We start from the raw sequence: 17,890 nt of genomic DNA on the forward strand, positions 1-17,890 counted from the left end.
TATGGAATACACTAAATACCTTGCTGGAAGGGCCAACTGGATTAAAGGTTCAGCTCTAGCAGAGGTTATGAAAAAGGCCGCTGAGCTCCAAAAAAAGGGGACGAAATTGATATCGCTTGCTGCAGGAGATCCAGACCCAGATTTAATCCCAAGGAATGTTCTTGGAGAAATAGCAAAGGAGATTCTTGAAAGAGAACCGAAGTCAGTCATGTATACTCCAGCCAATGGAATCCCAGAATTGAGAGAAGAGATTGCCTCATTTTTGAAAAAACACGATCAGCTGGAGGTATCTCCTGAGAATATCGTCATTACAATAGGTGGGACAGGAGCTCTAGATTTGTTGGGAAGAGTTCTCATTGACCCTGGTGATGTAATTCTCACAGAAAATCCATCATACATAAACACTCTTCTAGCTTTTGAGCAATTAGGAGCAAAAATTGAAGGAGTTTCAGTTGACAACGATGGGATGAGGGTAGATCTTCTAGAGGAGAAGATTAAAGAGCTCAAAACTAAAGGGCAGAAGATTAAATTCATTTATACGATCCCAACAGGTCAAAATCCTATGGGAGTTACCATGAGTATGGAGAGAAGAAAGGCATTGCTTGAGATAGCTTCAAAATATGATCTTTTGATAATTGAGGACACAGCTTATAATTTCATGAAGTACGAGGGAGAGAACATACTCCCCTTAAAGGCCTTAGATAAAGATGGGAGAGTGATTGTTGCTGGAACTTTAAGCAAAGTTCTTGGGACTGGTTTCAGGATTGGATGGATAATAGCTGAGGGAGAGATTCTCAAGAAAGTCCTTATGCAAAAGCAACCCATTGATTTTTGTGCTCCAGCCATTTCTCAATATATAGCCCTGGAATATTTAAGGAGGGGATATTTCGAAAAATATCACCTTAAAGGGGCTCTTTTAGGCTATAAGGAGAAGAGAGATATCATGTTAACGGCTCTTGAAGAGCATTTACCAAGTGCTGAATTCACAAGGCCCATTGCAGGAATGTTTGTAATGCTCTTTTTACCAGAGGGGGCAGATGGGATTGCTTTTGCTAGTGAATTAATGGGGAAGGAAGGAGTTGTAGTGGTTCCAGGAGAACCTTTCTACACTGATGATACTGGAAAGAATGCGATTAGACTCAATTTCTCAAGACCGAGCAAGGAAGATATTTCAATTGGAATTGAGAAAGTTGCCACGCTGTACAGAGAAAAATTTGGTAAGTAGATCTCCTTTATTTTCTCTTAATTCTAATTTTTACCACCGCAGAAGAGCCATTTTTGGTGCGGGGGCGGGGATTTGAACCCCGGAACCCCTACGGGACGGGACCCTCAATCCCGCGCCTTTGACCAGGCTCGGCAACCCCCGCAAGAGCGCCGTTTATTTGTCTTCTTAGTTTGTTTATAAATTTTTCTGTCTTCTTTAACCGAAAGGTTTATAAGTGGCCTTCAATCCCTATTGGATTGGGTGTGGGCCGGTAGCTTAGCATGGTTAGAGCGGCGGACTCTTAATCCGCAGGTCGGGGGTTCGAATCCCCCCCGGCCCGCCAAAAGAGCTTTTCTAAAGTATTATTTATAACCCAAAAATTTATGTATGGGTGCTGATAATAATAAGATGGTTAGCAGAAAATAGACCCGAGAGGAGATGTTCCATGGAACCTCATGAGTTCAAAATAAATGAAGATGGGTTGAAGGCAATTCTTCCCCCTATGGAAGCGGAGATTATGGAGTATATGTGGAAAGTCAAAGTAGCCACTGCTGGGGAGGTCTATGAGTATCTTAAAGAAACTCATGAAACCCTGAGACGTTCCACTGTGAGCATATTAATGAACAGGCTCTGTGAAAGGGGGCTATTAAAAAGAAGCGTGGATACTGGAAGGGGCGGAATGAAGTACGTATACAGCGTTGTAACAAGTAAAGAGGAATTTGAACAGAAAGTAGTTGAGAGCATACTCAATGCACTCATGAACAACTTTAAAGAAGCCACTGTAGCATATTTATCAAAAATAAAGAAGTGATAGTTAATGCTTAAGCTGATATTTTTGGCCCAACTATTGATAACCTTATTATATTTGGGTAGGATTGGCCTAGCTGTTACTCTACTCACAATATTTATTCTTGTGGGCCTTTACTTCTGGACGATTAGACGGTCTCTCCAAAGGGATCAGAGACTCCTTTCTTTTGAGGATATGCCGTGGCTTTATGATGGGATAATGAGAATGGCAAACAAAGCGGGTATAGCACCTCCGGAAATTTATATACTTGATGATTATATCCCGAATGCATACTCCTTTGGAAATTCAATTGTCCTTTCATTAGGCCTTTTTGAAGTGCTTGATGAGGAGGAAATTCTTGCCGTGGCTGCTCATGAGATAGGGCACATCAAGAATAGTGATACTCTCATGTTTCCATTAATCTCCTACCTAAGGTATCTCATGCTTAGCCTAGCTTTGTTGAATACAGCATTTTCCAAGAGTTTATTAGTGAGTGTAGTTTCTATATTGCTCTACATTGCGTATGAAGTTGAGAGGTCACGTCATCTAAGAAAAAGAGAGTTCAAGGCGGATGAGACTGCACTGAGATTAGTTTCAAAACCTTTGGCATTAAAAGAAGCCCTTGAGGAATTGAAATATTATGAAGATCTAAGAACTACTGTTAAGGATCCAGTGTTACCTTCAATAGAGCCAAGTATTGAAAGAAAGTCACAAAAACCATTTTTCACTACCCATCCTAGTTATGATGAGAGGATTTGGAGAATAATGGCGGAAGTTGATGCAATGACTTTAAGAGAAAGAATCTTCAATTAATTTTGAAAAATTCTTTTAAAGTTTTTACCATTTTTGTATGGGGGGAGATTATGGAAGTAGAGATAATTCTCAACAAGAAAAAAGCAGAACACATAAAGAACGTACGTCCTACAAAGGATGAGTACTTTATGCTTATTGCGAAACTTGTGGGGCTTAGAGCAACCTGTTCAAGACTTAGGGTCGGGGCTGTGGCTGTTAAGGATGGATATATTTTAGCCACTGGATACAATGGAGCGCCTAGAAATATGGAGCATTGTATTGATGTGGGTTGTTTATTAGTTGATGGGCATTGTCACAGAGCGGTTCATGCAGAACAAAATGTTATAGCAATGGCTGCTAGGAAGGGAATAAGTTTGGAAGGAGCCACTGTATATGTAACTCACTTTCCCTGTGATACTTGCTTTAAGTTGTTAATTAATGCAGGAGTTAAGGAGATAGTCTACGAAGAGATGTATCCAAATAAAGCTACTGAAATTCTCCTAAAAGAGGCCCAAAAAAAGGGTATTGTAAAAATAAGACAATTCAAGGTTCCTAAAGAGAGAGTTAAAATATTTTTGGACGAACTCTTTAGAGAGGATCTTTTGACAGAGTAAATTATTTTTCAAGTTTTTTTAGACTCTCTTTGATTTCTTGGAGCTCAATAGCCATTTGTCTAGTGAGTTCTGTTATTTCTCTTTCGGTTTTATCTATTCTCATGTATATCCTGAACATGAGAATGTAGTTAAGTCCAATCAATACTACAAACAGGGCATCTAATCCTCTTCCAAGTCCTAATAAGTTTTTTATGAAGATCGATGTCTCAATAGGCTTTAAAGAGATTATTAGCATGATTATCAGGAGGAATTCCCAGAAAATAAATCCTTGCCATGTCATTTCTTTCTTTCCATATTTTCCTAATACATATACCATAATTCCCAAAGATGCAAGGATAGCAATATATTGGATAACGTACACCTTAATCACCTCAACTTCTCTATAATCAAATCAAAGGCGATTTTAATTCCCTCTATGATGTTTGTTCCCTTCTTTTTAGTATATTCTGTGTAAACAGCTTTTATTGGAACTTCACTAATTTTGCACCCATTTTTAGCGGCTTCTATTATTATCTCACTTGAAACAGCGTATCTATCGCACGTTATCCTCAATTTTGAGGCACATTTTCTATTTAAGCATCTTAGCCCACTTTGAGAATCAGTGACATACTTTCCTGCAAAAGCCGCAGTTATAAAATCCAATATAGAGTTCCCAAGGCGTTTTACAAAGGGCATTTGAGTGACATCTCCTTTTAGCCTAGATCCAACTGCAAAATCTACTTTCCCCTCAATTACAGGTTTCATGACTTTTAAGGCATCCTCTATTCGGTGTTGTCCATCAGCATCAAAAGTTAAGACAATCTCTGCGCCCTTAAGGAGCGCATATTTTATCCCTGTACCGAGGGCACCGCCTAGTCCTCTGTTTACTAGATGGCTTAGTACTACAACTCCTTTTTTCTCTGCGATGTCTTTTGTTCTGTCTTTGCTTCCATCATTTATTACTATAATCTCACTTTTCTTGAAGTATTCTAGTAACCTTTCTAGAACCATTCCAATGGTCTTCTCTTCATTGTATGCGGGAACAACCACATAAGTGTTAAGCAATCGTTTAAATAAAGGTATTGCCTCTTTTATTGTGGGTATCTCAAAATTGGCTTTTTCATCTATCTGAAAACTCATTCTGCCACTTTCATTAGATGTTACAAGGACACTTAAAGTTCCTAGGGCTTTTGCAGGAATCAAGTCGTATCCATGATCCCCTACCACCACAGTTTTTGTAGAGGGAACTTTAAAATGATCTAAAATGGCCTTTAGGTGTCCATTATTTGGTTTTACTTCCTTCCAAGGAACATCGTCTCGTGTTACTACGAGGTCGAAAAGATTCATAATTCCATGTTTTTTCAGAGTGAATTCAGTGGCTTTGCGAGAACTCCTTGTCATTAGGGCTAATTTTATCCCATTATCTCTTAAAAATTCGAGAAGTTTTCTCGTCCCCTCGAATAAGTAACTCTCTTTGGCCCTTTCGATTTCAAGTTCTACAAGAAATGAATGTAGATATTCAAAATCTATTCCAGTCTTTTGGGAGATCCGAATTAGTGTCTCATACATGGGAGTTAAATTACCTATCAGCTCTTCTGGAATCCCTTCTTCTAGTAATTTATTTTGTAGTCTCTCTTTTATTTCTTTGAAGTCCATTGGGGCACCTATGAGTGTTCCATCGAGATCGAAGACCACCACTTGGATATCCATCTTCTCCACCGACCCTTTATTAGATAGCATCGGAAAAGTTATTAATCTATTCCCCAATTTAGCGTGAGGGATTATAATGATAACGGCGGTTATTGGAATTTTCCTTTCCTTGATCCTCACGCCATATATTGCTTCACTAATGAGAGAAGCAGGCATTTTAGGTAGAGACATTCATAAATTGGATAAACCTGAAGTACCAGAGATGGGGGGAATAGTGTTTTTGATTTCACTTCCTTTAAGTTTGCTCATAATTTTAAATGAAACAATAGGTAAGGCCATCTTAATTTTCGTGCTCTTTGGAATTATTGGTATACTTGATGACATAACCCGATTGAAACAATCACATAAAGTTGTGCTTTCGTTATTAGCATCTCTCATAGTATTCTCTTTACCCTTAAGCACCAACGTAGATTTGTTATTATTCTCGATCGAACTTGGCGTGCTTTATTACATTTTTTCTGTTCTTTTTATAACTGGAGCCGCAAACTTGGTGAATCTATTGGCGGGTTTTAATGGATTAGAAGTTGGGACTTCAACAATAGCCCTTTTCTTTTTAGGGTTAATAACATCTGGGAGTGCACAGGTTTTGGCTTTTACAGGGGCAGCAGTTGGGTTAGGATTTTTATGGTGGAACAAATATCCAGCAAAGATTTTCCCAGGTGATACTGGTACTTTGTCTCTAGGGGCACTAATAGGAATTGTAGGGATTTTGGGAAAAGTTGAACTCTTTGTGGCAATTCTTCTCCTTCCACATTTTGTAGACTTTCTCCTTAAGACAAAGATACGATTTAAAGGTAGGCCTCTAGGTAAAACAGAGGTTCAGAAAGATGGCACACTTAAAGCTCCTCCCTATCTAACCTTTTTAGGCCTTATAATGAGAATGAAAAAAGTGAAGGAATATCAACTTGTTGCAATAGTATGGACAATAGAAGCTTTTCTAGGCATTATTGCTCTTCTTCTTCAATCACTTTAACCATACCAAACCCATAACTGGTTTTATCTCCAAATCCATTTTCGTATCCAAATTTTGCTATCTCCTTTGAACCGTAATATCTAAAGACCATCAGTGATCCTCTATAGTATGTTTTGCCCACTTTTATTCGTACTGGCTTGAATTTTATGACATCTATGTGAAAATCGGTATCCTCTGGGAGTTTTCCATATATTTCTGAGAATTTTGTGAGCATAATCTTTCTAAGTTTGTCCTGAAATCCAGGACTGTTAGGATATAAATCCCAGATCTTTACCTTATTATCTTCAAATTTGGCAGTTCTAACAACAATGGGGCTTAGTGTCGAGAAGAGTGTGCCTTCAGATATCTGTGGTTCTCTGAGTATTTCAATATTGACCATCGAAAAGGTAGCATTACCCACCTTGAGAATAGGATTTGAGACAAAGCCTTCTGCAATTGCTTTTATGATTTCGGTAAGTGAGGAGGATATATAGAGGGACACGTCATCTGAGAGGACTTTAATGCCCTCTTCTGGAATAATTTCTCTTTCTCTAATCATTATCCTAGAGAAGGTAAAATAGTCCTTGTATTCTGTTTGCAATATTTCAGCTAAATCTGGTGCTGCAAGGAATATCTTTTCGAGCAATTGGTCATGAATTTCATCATTGTAGTTGAAGGGAACTATAAGATTCTTATTTTCTGGTTTAAGCTTGATTTCAATTCTCATTAATTTCCCCCTCCGCTTCAAATACTATCTTTGCTTTTAGTGTTAATAAGAATTTCGAATGGAAATAGTATCCTCGCTTGTTTTTTAACAAATTGAAAAGGGCAGATGAAAAAGGAGGTTAAGGGCAAACTTTTTAAAGTCCTTTTATCACCCACTATTGGCTATCTTATAAGGGACGGCTGGCTAGAGCTGGCCGTCACCGGGAGGTGTTGTAAATGGCACGGTTACATGCAAGAAAGAGAGGAAAATCTGGATCAAAAAAACCACCGAGGACTGCTCCACCTACTTGGGTGGAATATACTGCTGAAGAGGTTGAGAATCTTGTTATCAAACTTAGGAAAGAAGGTTACAGTGCTGCTATGATTGGTACTATTTTGAGAGACCAGTATGGAATACCTAGTGTTAGGCTTATCACTGGAAAGAAGATAACTCAGATTCTCGATGAAAATGGTCTCGCACCAGAGTTACCAGAGGATTTAATGTTCCTTATCAGGAAAGCAGTTAAACTAAGGAAGCACTTAGAACAGCACCCCAAGGATCTTCACTCAAGAAGAGGACTTCAACTCACAGAAAGCAAAATCAGAAGACTTGTTAAGTACTACAGAGGAACTGGAAAGTTACCAGCCAAGTGGAGATATGATCCAGAACAGGCAAAGTTGCTTGTCCGCTGATTTTTCACCTTTTTATTATTAAGGTGATATGATGGATAAAAATGCGTTCTTAGATAAGGTTAGAGAAGGGGCAGAATTAATAAAAATGCACATTGAGTTAGGGCATACTATACGTATAATCTCCCATAGAGATGCAGATGGAATTACTGCAGGAGCGATTCTAGCAAAAGCTATAGCAAGGGAAGGCACTAATTTTCACCTAAGCATTGTAAAACAACTCAGCGAGGACATAATTAAAGAGCTGGCTGAAGAGAATCAAAAGATATATGTTTTCAGTGACTTGGGAAGTGGATCTATAAGCCTAATTGAGAAGTATCTAGCAGATGCCACAGTAGTGATAGCTGATCATCATCCCCCTGAAGATGGAGAGATTGAGCAGGAGAATCATGTTCTTGTGAATCCTACACAATTTGGGGCGGATAGTGTTAGGGATTTGAGTGGCTCGGGCGTTGCTTACTTCATTGCGAAGGCATTAAATGAAAAGAACGCGGACTTGAGTTACTTAGCTCTAGTTGGTGCAGTTGGAGATATGCAAGAAGTAGATGGTCAGTTTCATGGGATGAACATTGAGATAATAGAGGATGCAAAAGAGCTCGATCTTATAGAAGTACAGAAGGAGATAAGACTTTTTGGAAGGGAAACAAGAACATTATCTCAAATGCTCGCTTACGCGTCAAATCCAGAACTTCCAGGGATAACAGGAGATATAAGGAATGCTATAGAGTTCCTCCGAAGCAAGGGATTTGATCCAGATATGAATTACTGGCAACTTAAAGAGGAAGAGAAAAGGAGACTTCATGATGTACTAGTCATCCATCTAATTAAAAACAACGCTTCTAAAGAAGACATCGATAGGCTCATAGGGGATGTAATCCTTATTAAAAAATATCCCGAAGGGGATCCACGGCACGAGGCAAGAGAATTTGCCACACTACTAAATGCAACTGGGAGACTTAACATGGGCACGCTTGGTGTTGCTATATGCTTAGGAGACGAAAAAGCATTCAAAGATGCCTTAAAACTTGTAGATGAGTACAAAAGAGAGCAAATAGAGATGAGACGATATCTTATTCAAAATTGGAACAGTGCAATTGAGAAAGATCATGCTTATGTTTTCTACGCTGGAAAGAACATTAAAGACACTATGGTTGGGATAGCAGCCACTATGGCAATAAATGCCCAGTTAGCTAAAGCTGAAAAACCGGTGATAGTTTTAGCAGATAGTGAGGAAGATGGACTTATTAAGGGATCTGCTAGAACCACAAAGAAGGGCATTGAAAAGGGGTATGATCTTGGAGAAGCCCTAAGAAAAGCTGCAGAAGTGCTTGGAGGAGAAGGCGGAGGTCATGCTATAGCAGCAGGGATAAGGATACCAAAAGATAGGCTTGATGAGTTTACAGAGCTTATAGATAAACTTCTTGGAGAGCAGAATTCACGTGGTGAAAAGAATGAAAATTAGTGCTAGGGCTGAGATAGTATGGGAATACGAAAATGAGAATGTAGCCCGAGCTATAGCTGAGGCAGTTGATGTTGATAATTTGGATTTACCAGAAAACTTTAAATTTAAAACTTACTGGAAAGATGGTAGAGTCATAACAAAAGTTAAATACCTTGGTGAGATTGAAAGCTTGATAGTGGCGCTGGATGATTTGGTATTTTCAATCAAGATCGCTGAGGATGTCATAAAGAAGTGAATTGGAGGTGTTAAGATGCCAAGAATTAATCCGAGAAAGAGAGCTGCTGCCGCAAAGGATAAGTGGAAGCTTAAGGACTGGTATATAGTATACGCTCCAGAGTTTTTTGGAAACGTTGAAATAGGACTCACTCCTGCAGCGGATCCTGAAAAGGTTAAAGGTAGGGTTATTGAAACCACATTGAAAGATGTGACAGGAGACTTCACAAAGGGTCATGTTAAACTTTACTTCCAAATACATGATGTTAAGGGTCAGAATGCATACACCAAGTTCAAGGGACACAAACTCTCTAGAAGCTATATAAGGAGCCTTGTAAGAAGAAGAACTACAAGAATAGATGGAATATTCAATGTCACCACTAAAGATGGGTACAGACTCAGAGTCATGGGGATGGTCATTGCCATAAGAAGAATTCAGACCAGTCAGGAAAGAGCAATTAGAGACATTATGGAGAATATAATCCGCAAAAAGGCTGAGGAACTTAACTTTACTGAATTTATCTTAGAAGCAGTTACTGGTAGAATGGGTGCTGAATTGGCAAGAGAAGCAAAGAAGATATATCCACTTAAAAGAGCTGAGATAAGAAAGATAAAGGTTCTTGCTGAACCAGAAGCATGACTATTTTTCTTTTCTCTTAGCTTTTTGGTGGGATCTATGAAATTTTTGATTAAAACTCAAAAGGATATGGAAGCAGTAGCTGCAAATTATATTAAAGATCTTCTTGATGAGACTGAAATATGGGTAACTCCTCAAGGTTATTCGGGTTTAGTTCTTGTTGATACTAAAGACCCAAAGGCCGAAGAAAAGTTTTTTGAAATTCCTGAGATTGAAAGGATTATTCCAGTTCTTTTTGAAGTTCCAGCAAGCCTTGATGCAATAGTAAGTGTAGCTGAAGAAATTGCAGACTATATAAGCGAAGAAGAAACCTTTGCAGTAAAAACAAAAAGAAGAGGAAAGCATGAGTTCTCAAGTATAGATGTAAATATTACTCTGGGTGAAAAAATTAGAGAACTTACGAACGCAGCAGTTGACCTGTCTTTTCCGGACAAGACAGTTCTTGTAGAGATTATAGGTGAGAGAGCTTACATTTCCATTGCTGGAAAAGAAGAGTGGAAGAAATTCACCCCTGAAAAGATTAATGCAAGAAAGCTGTTCAAGAAGGTTACTATAGTGCAAATGCCTTATTGGGGAGACTATAAGGCATGTAAAAACTTTGGTGAAAAAATTGGCAGAGCTGTTCAGGCCTTTGAAGTTAAAGAGCTAATAATTGCACCTAAAGAAAAAATGAATGCCTATGAATTGATGGAATTTATAAAAGGTATTAGAACAGGCCAAGAGTCGAGGTATCAAATTCAGAAGGAAGCTTATCCTTGGAAAGTTGAGAAAGTCCCAATTAGTGTTTGGGATCTTTATCAAGTTATAAGAGATAAAAGAAGGAATAAACGGCTTCTTATAATAACAGACCCCAAAGGGAATACTATTCCCGAAGTGAAGGAAAATCTTACGAAGGATTTGTATTATGCTAAGGAGGTTGTTGTTTTCATAGGGTCAAGAGAAGGTATTCCAAGAGGCCTTTTTAGGTATGCTGACTATGTGCTTGACTTGGCTCCATACATGACGTTTGCAACAGAACATGGGATCCCTGCAGTTTTAATAGCTCTTTGGACTATTTACGAAGAAGAACTCAGGAAAAAAGGAATTAAAGAGGAATAGGCTCAGGCCCTAAGGTCTTCATCACAGATCAGTAATCCGCCATCTCATCACAGCAAGAGAGAGAAGATCAAAGCTCCAGCAAGTCCTCCAAGGAAGGTTGCTAAAAAGTTTGTATGGTGATTGTTCACCAAGCCTCTTTTTTCTAGTGTGGCCCCAATAATGCTATCGATATTGCATCCCAAGAATCCACCCAAAGTTATCGCAGTAAGCATTTCAATCCACTTATTGCTTAAGGGAATGGCAAACAGGCCTATGACGAATGCCCCTGCTATTGCAACTGCTTCACCCTGTAGGGATATAGCACCTTCCTCTCCTGGTAGTGCTGGTTCGAGCGTTGTTATAATTCTTGGAGCTTTCCCCCAGATTTTTCCCAGTTCGCTGGCTAGGGTATCTGCATTTGCAGTAGCTATTGCCGAAAATGTGGCAGTCCAAAAAATGTCCTGCCTTGTGTAATATTCTATAAGCAGAAATATTAATGCAGCTAAACCGTTCCCAAAAACATTCTCCCAGCTTCTAATTCCCTTGCCTTCTTGTGCAATTCCATTTCTGATTTTTTCAGAAAAGTGATACTTGGTAGCTAGAATTCCAAGTATTACAAAGGCTAAGAGGGCAAGAAATGGATATACTCCCCCTAATCCTAAGGTTAGGATCCCTAAGAAAGTGGCAGCTAATGCGCCTTTATTGTCCAATGCTCTCAGTTTATATGCCATAATTCCAAGTGTTCCCACTAGTGTTACGCTGAGTATGATGTTCATTGCTGTCACCATTGAAATTTACTGTTTGGGTTCTTGTCTCTTTTTTGTTTTATTAGTCTTTCCTTCACTTATTGCCGAAAAAGAGAAAGGGTTTAGACGAGCTCAAATTTAACAATGTCTGTTACAAAACTCATGTCCATACCTTCTAATCCTTCAACTTTTTTAGAGAGTTCATGGATTTTTCTTTCGATTTCTTTCATATTCTTCGGAGCTACTAAGTGAACTATTAACTGGTGATATCCAATAGCCCTCTGAATGACTTTTACCTCTTCATCCTCTTTTAAGGTCTCAATTATTTTCTCAATTGGAGCTCCAGGTTTTAAGGAAATACCGATAGCCACGTAAATATAACCTAGCCTGTCAAAATCTGGTATTATAGTGTATTTCTTTATTACTCCTTCCCTTTCGAGCCTCTCTAGTCGTCTAGAAACCCTTTGTCTTGTCGTATTCAGAAGTTCTGCAAGCTGTCTATAATTAATCCTGGCGTTTTTAGCTAATACACTCATAATTTGTAAATCAAATTTGTCAATTTTGTTTTTCATGTACAAGTCACCTTATACTTTTTAGATGGCGATTTATATAAATATTTCGAAAATTACTAACATGATGATCTGTAGTTTTATAACATTATCAGTAAAAGGTTATGTCTTCTGAATAATATTATGTAATTGGAGATTTCCATCTTTTTCTATCTCGAGATGAATACTTAGAAATTGTTTTGCGGAGAGCTTTTTCTGCATCAATATTATAGTAGTTTGCAATGCATAAAAGAGCAAATAAGACGTCTCCGATTTCTTCTACAATTTGAGCTGGTTCTTTTTGATCTTTTATCCCCTCCGCTTTTAATATCTCCCGAGATAATTCTCCCAGTTCCTCAATAAGCGCAGTTAGCATTGCAAAAGGTTCCCAATATCCCCCAAATTTTTTTATGAGCTCATCAACTTCCTTTTGGATACTCATCATGTTTCATCACCAAAAAATAGAAATTGGCTAAAAGAGCTCTTTTTCCAATACAGAGAGATATTTTTTAAGTTCTTCCATGTTTGTTTTATAGAATCTTAACTTGCCCTCTCGTCGTTCATGTAAAAGGTTCATGCTCTTTAGAGTTCTTAAATGATGGCTTATGAGTGTTTGGTCTTGATTTAGTGCCTTTGCTATTAAACAGACACACATCCATCTGTTTTTGAGCATCTTTATTATCCCGGCTCTTATTGGGTTTGACAGAACCTTAATAAATTCCATAAGTTTAGGGGACAACTCTGTCTCTACTTCTTCTTCTAGGTCAAGTATTTCACATGAGGCCAGACACTTCTGAACCGTTTTTCTCTGTTTTTCGTTAAGTCCTTCAAGAAGTTCCCTCACCTTCATTTTAATCACCAGATATTTTAAAGAACTCCCATTTATAAAAATTTTCATATGAATGAAACCCCTAATCAATAATCTCTATTTCTATTTCCACACCCTCACTATTGTAAGCTTTCACACTCCACTCTTTGAAGGGATATGAGATTATCACATGAACTCCACCAAATTTAGAGAAAAACTTCTTATCGGCTTGTGATGGTCGTGAGGAAGGGCCGGGATGAGAGTGAACAGTTCCTTTTATATTTTCGTCATGAGGAAGGAGCCAGGTATCAAAGTAAATTGATTCTTTTCCAAAGTATCCTTTTGGGATTATCAAGACCTCTTCAAAAATACCGTCTTTTTCTCTTAGAAATCCCCCAAATTCATTAGGATAAAAGTCTCTTGCCAGCTGGAGAAGATATTGGAGAAGATCTCTTCTAATCTTTATTCTCATTTTTCTTTTCCTCCAGCATGTCTAAGGGGGAGTATAAGACGTATCCTTGTTTTCCTCTGACTAACTGGCAAGCTTTATCGACTTCTTTTTTTATCCCTATCCACAACTCAGGATAGTCTCGCTTAAACTCCTCAAAAAGGGCCTTTAATTTTTCTTTATACCTTATTATCTCGCTGTTGTTTCGAAGTTCTTCAGGATCTTTGTCTTTAAGCTCTTTTTCAGCAATGTATGTTCCCAAATAGGCTGCTGGAAATCTTGAGACGGGGAATACTAAAAAGAGAGCTAAATTGAGGGGGGTTGGTTCATATTCGCTTATTGTATTGAACCCTTTTCCTAGAACTCCATATCTTTTGGGGATGAGTCTTTTTCTTGAAAAAATAACACTCTTTTTTAGAAACCGTTTTTTCAGCTCTAGGCTTATGTATCCTTCATGCAGAAGTTCTGCTATCGTGGCTCCTACTATGGAGTATGCAACATCATATCCATCGTATCGTTTCTGCCATTTGAAGTACTTGGCCCCTTTTCTAATTGAGGGGTTTTCTTTGGCGAAGTCTTCTAGGAATAATAGCACAGCAATTGCTGGACTCACTTCATCCATTTTTCATCCCATATTTTATCTCCATTTTGCAATTATTAAATATATCTCTTGGGAATCTTTTTAAATGCCCTCCTTTATAGGTAGAATATGCGTGCCTATGTGTTAGCTTTTCCAGAGAGAAGATGGGAGAACTATTTACTTCCAATAAATGAGGAACCAGTAGTAAAAATAGTTGAGAGGAGATTATTGACAGCAAAACGAATTGATGAAGTTATTACGATAGTTAGGAAAGATCGGTTAAAGAAATTCTCCCTTCATATATCAAGGCCAGAGGGAATAAATGCGAGAAATAAACTTGAGGCTCTCTATAAAGTTTTGCCTTTCTCAGGAGATATCTTTCTTATTGAGGGAAACATGCCTTTGGTAATGCCTTTTTTGGTAAATTACCTCTCTACCCTATTTTATGAGTCAGACAGTGAAGCTTTAATACCATCATGGGCTAGTGGGGAGCTCGAAATAACTCATGCTTTCTATGATGCAAGAGCTCTAAAAAAGGCGATTGAGATTTGTTTAGCTGAGAATGAGAGGCGATTGGGTTGTATTGCAAAATATCTTGATTATAAGAGAAGTAGTATAGAAGAACTTAGCAAAAGGAATCCTAAAGTTACACTAAGCTTTTTTAAAATCAGAAATTCGTTTGACTTGGTATTTGTAAAAGAAAATTTAAAGAGAGGTTTCTAGATTGTAACGGCTTGTTTAACCCTCTTGGCAACTATGATTGCAATTCCTCCCTTTATCAGGTCTATTATCACAAAGGGGGCTACGCCCACTATAAATGCCTTTTTGAAATCTCCTCCCATAAAAATTCCTAATCTGAACCATCCAAGAAGGTAGATCACTAAGATTCCCAAAAGCATTGCGAGAGTATAGTTCAAAAAGGTCTCTTGTCTTTCACTTAGGAAGCCTACTAGGAATGCTGCTAGAGGAAATGCTATTAAATAACCTCCTGTTGGGCCGTAAATGTAAGCAAAGCCACCACTTAGATTTGCGAACACTGGAAGGCCAAGGCTGCCCATGAGGAGGTATATTAGCTGGCTCAAAAATCCTAGGCGGGAACCCAGAATAAAACCACTTAATAAAACAAAAAGAACTTGAAGTGTTATTGGAACAGTTCCTATTGGAATTGCTATTTGAGCTCCAACTGCAGTTAAAGCAGCAAATAACGATGGGTATGCAATATCCTTCGCCCTCATTTTACCACCTCACTTTTCTCCCTTTGGTTAACTTTAAAATTTTTACGGTTAACGAGTCTCTTAGCAATAAACCTTTAACCTCTCATTTCCAAAGACACATCATGAGAGGAGGGATAAGAGATAGTCCAGTAAAGAGGGAACTATTGAAGCAACTTCGGAGGAAAGATGTAGTGTCCGGTGATGAAATTGCTCAGAGAATGGGGATCTCTCGTGTAGCTGTTTGGAAACATATAAAAGAACTGAATATGTTAGGCTACGAAATTCTTTCTACTCCTAAAGGATATGCCTTGATCAGGGAAGCTCACAAGCCTTATCCATGGGAACTGGATTTTGAAGTGTATTATTTTAAAGAAGTTTGGTCCACAATGGATATTGCAAAAGAACTTGCAGAAGAAGGAAAAGAAAACGTCTTTATAATAGCAGAAAAACAGAAAGGAGGGAGAGGAAGACTAGGTAGGAATTGGATTTCTCAGGAGGGAGGATTATACTTTTCTCTTGTTGTGAGGCCTAAAATACCACTGAAAGATGTAGATAAGCTTGTATTCCCTATTTCAAGTGCTATTGTAGAGATATTGGATGAATATGACATTTCCGCCGAGATGGCCTCTAATGGAGACATTTTTGTGGGGAATAAAAAACTTGCAGGAATATTAATTGAAGCTGAGGGAGAAATTGATTTACTTAAATATGCCATAATCGGAGTGGGGGTAAATGTAAACAACCCTGTTCCTGAGGAAGCAACCTCTCTAAAAAGAGAGCTTGGTAAAGAGATTAATCTTTTAGAGTTCACGAGAGTATTATTCCTGAGGATTAATCACCATTTGTTAAAGGCAATCTTTTAAAGTATTGAGCTAAAGTTTGAACGATGATAGAAGTAAGGGATCTCTGGCATATCTACAATGGGAAGAAAGTGGCAGTTAAAGGAGTAGATCTAACTATTGGAAATGAGATAGTTGCATTAGTAGGGCCTAACGGCTCAGGGAAGACCACTTTGGCGAAGCATCTAAACGGTCTTTTAAAGCCAACAAGAGGGAAAGTCATAGTTGATGGAATGGATACAAGAAAACATAGTGTAGCAGAACTTGCTAAAACAGTAGGTTATGTCTTTCAAAATCCTGAGCACATGTTTTTTGAGGAGAGTGTGCTAAAGGAGGTAGCATTTGGACCAAAAAATCTTGGACTATCAGATGAGGAAGTTGAGAAAAGGATTAAATGGGCCCTGAAAGAGGTTAACCTTGAAGGATATGAAGACAGATCCCCATATGCACTCAGTGGAGGAGAAAAGCAAAGACTAGCTATTGCATGTGTCCTAGCTATGCGGCCAAAATATCTTATTCTCGATGAGCCTACTACAGGTCTTGATGAAGAAAACGCCGAAAGTATAAAGAGGATAATTAGAAATCTCTACTCCGAGGGGCATGGAGTTCTTTTGATAACACATGAAATGGAACTCGTTCTTGAACTCGCTGATAGAGTGGTTCTTTTATATGAAGGAGAAAAAATCTTTGATGGGGATGTTAGAGAATTTTTTGAGCTTGAGCTGAGAAAATATGATTTAGATAGACCCAGATTACTAGATATCAGCCAAAGAGCGGGCATTGGATTTGTAAGGAATATCGAGGATTTTGTGAAGGCCTTGGAGATGAGAACATGATGTATACTCTTTATTTAGAACGAGACTCATTCCTCCATAGTATGGATCCTAGAGTTAAAATAATTGGATCGTTTCTTGGCGTAGTGGCCCTTATATTATTCAACTCTCCATACCTCCTTCTGGCAATATTTCTAGGGCTCATTTTAATTCTCAATTTCTTAGGTAAGATACAGTACAGGGAGATCTTTAAAGCATTGAAACCTCTTATACCCATAGTATTAATTGCCATGGTGATATGGCCATTTATTCTAAAGCCCTGGTATTTTGGTCTTTTAATAGGGGTGGGCTATGGAATTAGATTGCTCTCAGTGGCCCTCCTTACTTTGGGCCTCATAATGACAACTTCGCAGAAGGACCTTGTACTTGGGTTTATCAAGATGGGAATGCCCTATGAAATTGGACTTACACTCACAATAGCCCTTCGTTACATCCCGACCCTTTACATGCTTACACAGACAATAATGGATGCTCAAAAGTCAAGAGCTTTGGAATTAGAAAAAGGAAACTTTCTTCAAAGGGCTAAGAATACGGTTCCTGTCCTAATTCCCTTAATAGTGGCTTCAATAAAGACTGCTCACGAGCTTAGCATTGCTTTGGAAAGTAGGGCTTTTGGTGCCAGTAAAAGGAGGACCTTTCTTCATAGTATTAAAATGGAAACCAAAGATTACATATCTCTTGGAGTACTTATTTCACTATTTTTTGTTGCTATTTATGCGAGATATTATCTCAGGGTTGGATATATTAAGCTGTTTTAGTGTTTTTGTTCTTTTATTATCTGTGGAATTCAAACTTTGGATATTCTCCAACGTTCATATTCCGTTGTCCTTTAGTAACTTGATGTTTCGAGAAATTGTGGGCTTACTCTCTATGGTAAACGACATTTTAATGGAACATTTATAGTTGATTGTAAAAATTCTAAAAAACTGTTCAATATCTGAAAAGGGAGCTCAGGTGTTAAAACCCTTCAAAAGCTTTTTTTAACATACTCAAAGAATAATATATCGGTGATAGTTGTTTTGAACTAAAATATATCTTAAAAAGTGAAAATC

Annotated in this window: 24 protein-coding genes and 2 tRNA genes; 15 read left to right on the forward strand and 11 right to left on the reverse strand. The window is 38.2% G+C overall.

The features are described 5' to 3' along the window. The first annotated feature begins 1 nt into the window (after position 1). Positions 2–1,225 carry a PLP-dependent aminotransferase family protein gene (locus tag EP1X_RS02805; RefSeq protein ID WP_055281526.1) on the forward strand — a complete coding sequence of 408 codons (1,224 nt, stop codon included), beginning with the start codon at positions 2–4 and terminating at the stop codon, positions 1,223–1,225. 54 nt (positions 1,226–1,279) lie between these two features. Here EP1X_RS02805 and EP1X_RS02810 read toward each other — a convergent pair. Further along, positions 1,280–1,367: transfer RNA gene (locus EP1X_RS02810), tRNA-Leu, on the reverse strand. Between the two features lie 102 nt (positions 1,368–1,469). Here EP1X_RS02810 and EP1X_RS02815 point away from each other — a divergent pair. The 4 genes from EP1X_RS02815 to EP1X_RS02830 all read left to right on the forward strand — a co-directional run bounded on the left by EP1X_RS02815 (position 1,470) and on the right by EP1X_RS02830 (position 3,397). After that, positions 1,470–1,547, forward strand: a tRNA-Lys gene (locus tag EP1X_RS02815). Positions 1,548–1,649: 102 nt separating this feature from the next. After that, complete coding sequence (locus tag EP1X_RS02820; RefSeq protein WP_055281528.1) at positions 1,650–2,015, forward strand: BlaI/MecI/CopY family transcriptional regulator; 366 nt, start codon at positions 1,650–1,652, stop codon at positions 2,013–2,015. 6 nt (positions 2,016–2,021) lie between these two features. Further along, on the forward strand, positions 2,022–2,804 hold the full coding sequence (locus EP1X_RS02825; protein WP_055281530.1) for a M48 family metallopeptidase: 783 nt from the start codon (positions 2,022–2,024) through the stop codon (positions 2,802–2,804). A gap of 50 nt (positions 2,805–2,854) precedes the next feature. Next, positions 2,855–3,397: a cytidine/deoxycytidylate deaminase family protein gene (locus tag EP1X_RS02830; RefSeq protein ID WP_055281532.1), complete on the forward strand. Its 543-nt coding sequence runs from the start codon at positions 2,855–2,857 to the stop codon at positions 3,395–3,397. Position 3,398: 1 nt separating this feature from the next. Here EP1X_RS02830 and EP1X_RS02835 read toward each other — a convergent pair whose 3' ends face one another. Together EP1X_RS02835 and EP1X_RS02840 are read right to left on the reverse strand one after the other, a co-directional pair. Then, positions 3,399–3,758 (reverse strand): DUF2304 domain-containing protein, encoded by a 360-nt coding sequence (locus tag EP1X_RS02835; RefSeq protein ID WP_055281533.1) that lies wholly within the window; start codon positions 3,756–3,758, stop codon positions 3,399–3,401. A gap of 5 nt (positions 3,759–3,763) precedes the next feature. After that, positions 3,764–5,086, reverse strand: a complete 1,323-nt coding sequence (locus tag EP1X_RS02840) for a glycosyltransferase (RefSeq protein ID WP_055281535.1) — start codon at positions 5,084–5,086, stop codon at positions 3,764–3,766. 76 nt (positions 5,087–5,162) lie between these two features. Between EP1X_RS02840 and EP1X_RS02845 the strand changes: the two genes are divergently transcribed. Next, positions 5,163–6,059: a glycosyltransferase 4 family protein gene (locus EP1X_RS02845; RefSeq protein ID WP_055281537.1), complete on the forward strand. Its 897-nt coding sequence runs from the start codon at positions 5,163–5,165 to the stop codon at positions 6,057–6,059. On the opposite strand, the gene cas6 is transcribed toward EP1X_RS02845, so the two are convergent. Then, a complete protein-coding gene (cas6, locus tag EP1X_RS02850; protein WP_055281539.1) occupies positions 6,031–6,765 on the reverse strand; it encodes a CRISPR-associated endoribonuclease Cas6 in 735 nt (244 codons plus the stop codon). The genes EP1X_RS02845 and cas6 overlap by 29 nt on opposite strands. A gap of 215 nt (positions 6,766–6,980) precedes the next feature. Between cas6 and EP1X_RS02855 the strand changes: the two genes are divergently transcribed. The 5 genes from EP1X_RS02855 to EP1X_RS02875 are packed head-to-tail and all read left to right on the forward strand — an operon-like array spanning position 6,981 to position 10,843. Continuing rightward, positions 6,981–7,436, forward strand: a complete 456-nt coding sequence (locus tag EP1X_RS02855) for a 30S ribosomal protein S15 (protein ID WP_055281540.1) — start codon at positions 6,981–6,983, stop codon at positions 7,434–7,436. 31 nt (positions 7,437–7,467) lie between these two features. Further along, a complete protein-coding gene (locus EP1X_RS02860; RefSeq protein ID WP_055281542.1) occupies positions 7,468–8,895 on the forward strand; it encodes a DHHA1 domain-containing protein in 1,428 nt (475 codons plus the stop codon). Next, positions 8,885–9,130 (forward strand): KEOPS complex subunit Pcc1, encoded by a 246-nt coding sequence (locus EP1X_RS02865; RefSeq protein ID WP_055281544.1) that lies wholly within the window; start codon positions 8,885–8,887, stop codon positions 9,128–9,130. The genes EP1X_RS02860 and EP1X_RS02865 overlap by 11 nt, the downstream gene beginning before the upstream one ends. Before the next feature lie 15 nt (positions 9,131–9,145). Next, positions 9,146–9,748: a 30S ribosomal protein S3ae gene (locus tag EP1X_RS02870; protein WP_055281546.1), complete on the forward strand. Its 603-nt coding sequence runs from the start codon at positions 9,146–9,148 to the stop codon at positions 9,746–9,748. Between the two features lie 36 nt (positions 9,749–9,784). Further along, complete coding sequence (locus tag EP1X_RS02875) at positions 9,785–10,843, forward strand: SPOUT family RNA methylase (RefSeq protein WP_055281548.1); 1,059 nt, start codon at positions 9,785–9,787, stop codon at positions 10,841–10,843. Positions 10,844–10,890: 47 nt separating this feature from the next. Here the strand turns inward: EP1X_RS02875 and EP1X_RS02880 are convergent, their stop codons facing one another. From EP1X_RS02880 to EP1X_RS02905, 6 genes are all read right to left on the reverse strand, one after another. Beyond that, the gene (locus EP1X_RS02880) at positions 10,891–11,598 is read right to left on the reverse strand and encodes a TIGR00297 family protein (protein WP_055281550.1); all 708 of its coding nucleotides are present in this window, start codon (positions 11,596–11,598) and stop codon (positions 10,891–10,893) included. A gap of 92 nt (positions 11,599–11,690) precedes the next feature. Then, positions 11,691–12,140: an Lrp/AsnC family transcriptional regulator gene (locus EP1X_RS02885; RefSeq protein WP_055281551.1), complete on the reverse strand. Its 450-nt coding sequence runs from the start codon at positions 12,138–12,140 to the stop codon at positions 11,691–11,693. Between the two features lie 118 nt (positions 12,141–12,258). After that, positions 12,259–12,558 carry a MazG nucleotide pyrophosphohydrolase domain-containing protein gene (locus EP1X_RS02890; protein ID WP_055282070.1) on the reverse strand — a complete coding sequence of 100 codons (300 nt, stop codon included), beginning with the start codon at positions 12,556–12,558 and terminating at the stop codon, positions 12,259–12,261. A 30-nt stretch (positions 12,559–12,588) separates the two neighbouring features. Then, on the reverse strand, positions 12,589–12,966 hold the full coding sequence (locus EP1X_RS02895; RefSeq protein ID WP_055281553.1) for a helix-turn-helix transcriptional regulator: 378 nt from the start codon (positions 12,964–12,966) through the stop codon (positions 12,589–12,591). Positions 12,967–13,027: 61 nt separating this feature from the next. Continuing rightward, positions 13,028–13,396 carry a Mov34/MPN/PAD-1 family protein gene (locus tag EP1X_RS02900; RefSeq protein WP_055281555.1) on the reverse strand — a complete coding sequence of 123 codons (369 nt, stop codon included), beginning with the start codon at positions 13,394–13,396 and terminating at the stop codon, positions 13,028–13,030. Continuing rightward, positions 13,380–13,994, reverse strand: a complete 615-nt coding sequence (locus EP1X_RS02905; RefSeq protein ID WP_055281557.1) for a hypothetical protein — start codon at positions 13,992–13,994, stop codon at positions 13,380–13,382. The genes EP1X_RS02900 and EP1X_RS02905 overlap by 17 nt, the downstream gene beginning before the upstream one ends. Before the next feature lie 87 nt (positions 13,995–14,081). Here EP1X_RS02905 and EP1X_RS02910 point away from each other — a divergent pair, with 87 nt between their 5' ends. Then, on the forward strand, positions 14,082–14,675 hold the full coding sequence (locus EP1X_RS02910) for a molybdenum cofactor guanylyltransferase (protein ID WP_055281558.1): 594 nt from the start codon (positions 14,082–14,084) through the stop codon (positions 14,673–14,675). Here the strand turns inward: EP1X_RS02910 and EP1X_RS02915 are convergent. Continuing rightward, positions 14,672–15,187: a biotin transporter BioY gene (locus EP1X_RS02915; RefSeq protein WP_055281560.1), complete on the reverse strand. Its 516-nt coding sequence runs from the start codon at positions 15,185–15,187 to the stop codon at positions 14,672–14,674. The genes EP1X_RS02910 and EP1X_RS02915 overlap by 4 nt on opposite strands. A gap of 101 nt (positions 15,188–15,288) precedes the next feature. Between EP1X_RS02915 and EP1X_RS02920 the strand changes: the two genes are divergently transcribed. The 3 genes from EP1X_RS02920 to EP1X_RS02930 are packed head-to-tail and all read left to right on the forward strand — an operon-like array spanning position 15,289 to position 17,596. Then, positions 15,289–16,029, forward strand: a complete 741-nt coding sequence (locus EP1X_RS02920; RefSeq protein ID WP_055281562.1) for a biotin--[acetyl-CoA-carboxylase] ligase — start codon at positions 15,289–15,291, stop codon at positions 16,027–16,029. Positions 16,030–16,052: 23 nt separating this feature from the next. Next, positions 16,053–16,841 (forward strand): energy-coupling factor ABC transporter ATP-binding protein, encoded by a 789-nt coding sequence (locus tag EP1X_RS02925; RefSeq protein WP_055281564.1) that lies wholly within the window; start codon positions 16,053–16,055, stop codon positions 16,839–16,841. Next, positions 16,838–17,596 carry an energy-coupling factor transporter transmembrane protein EcfT gene (locus tag EP1X_RS02930; protein WP_055281566.1) on the forward strand — a complete coding sequence of 253 codons (759 nt, stop codon included), beginning with the start codon at positions 16,838–16,840 and terminating at the stop codon, positions 17,594–17,596. The genes EP1X_RS02925 and EP1X_RS02930 overlap by 4 nt, the downstream gene beginning before the upstream one ends. Positions 17,597–17,890: the final 294 nt, after the last annotated feature.

Source organism: Thermococcus sp. EP1 (assembly GCF_001317345.1).
Classification (GTDB): Archaea; Methanobacteriota_B; Thermococci; order Thermococcales; family Thermococcaceae; genus Thermococcus_A.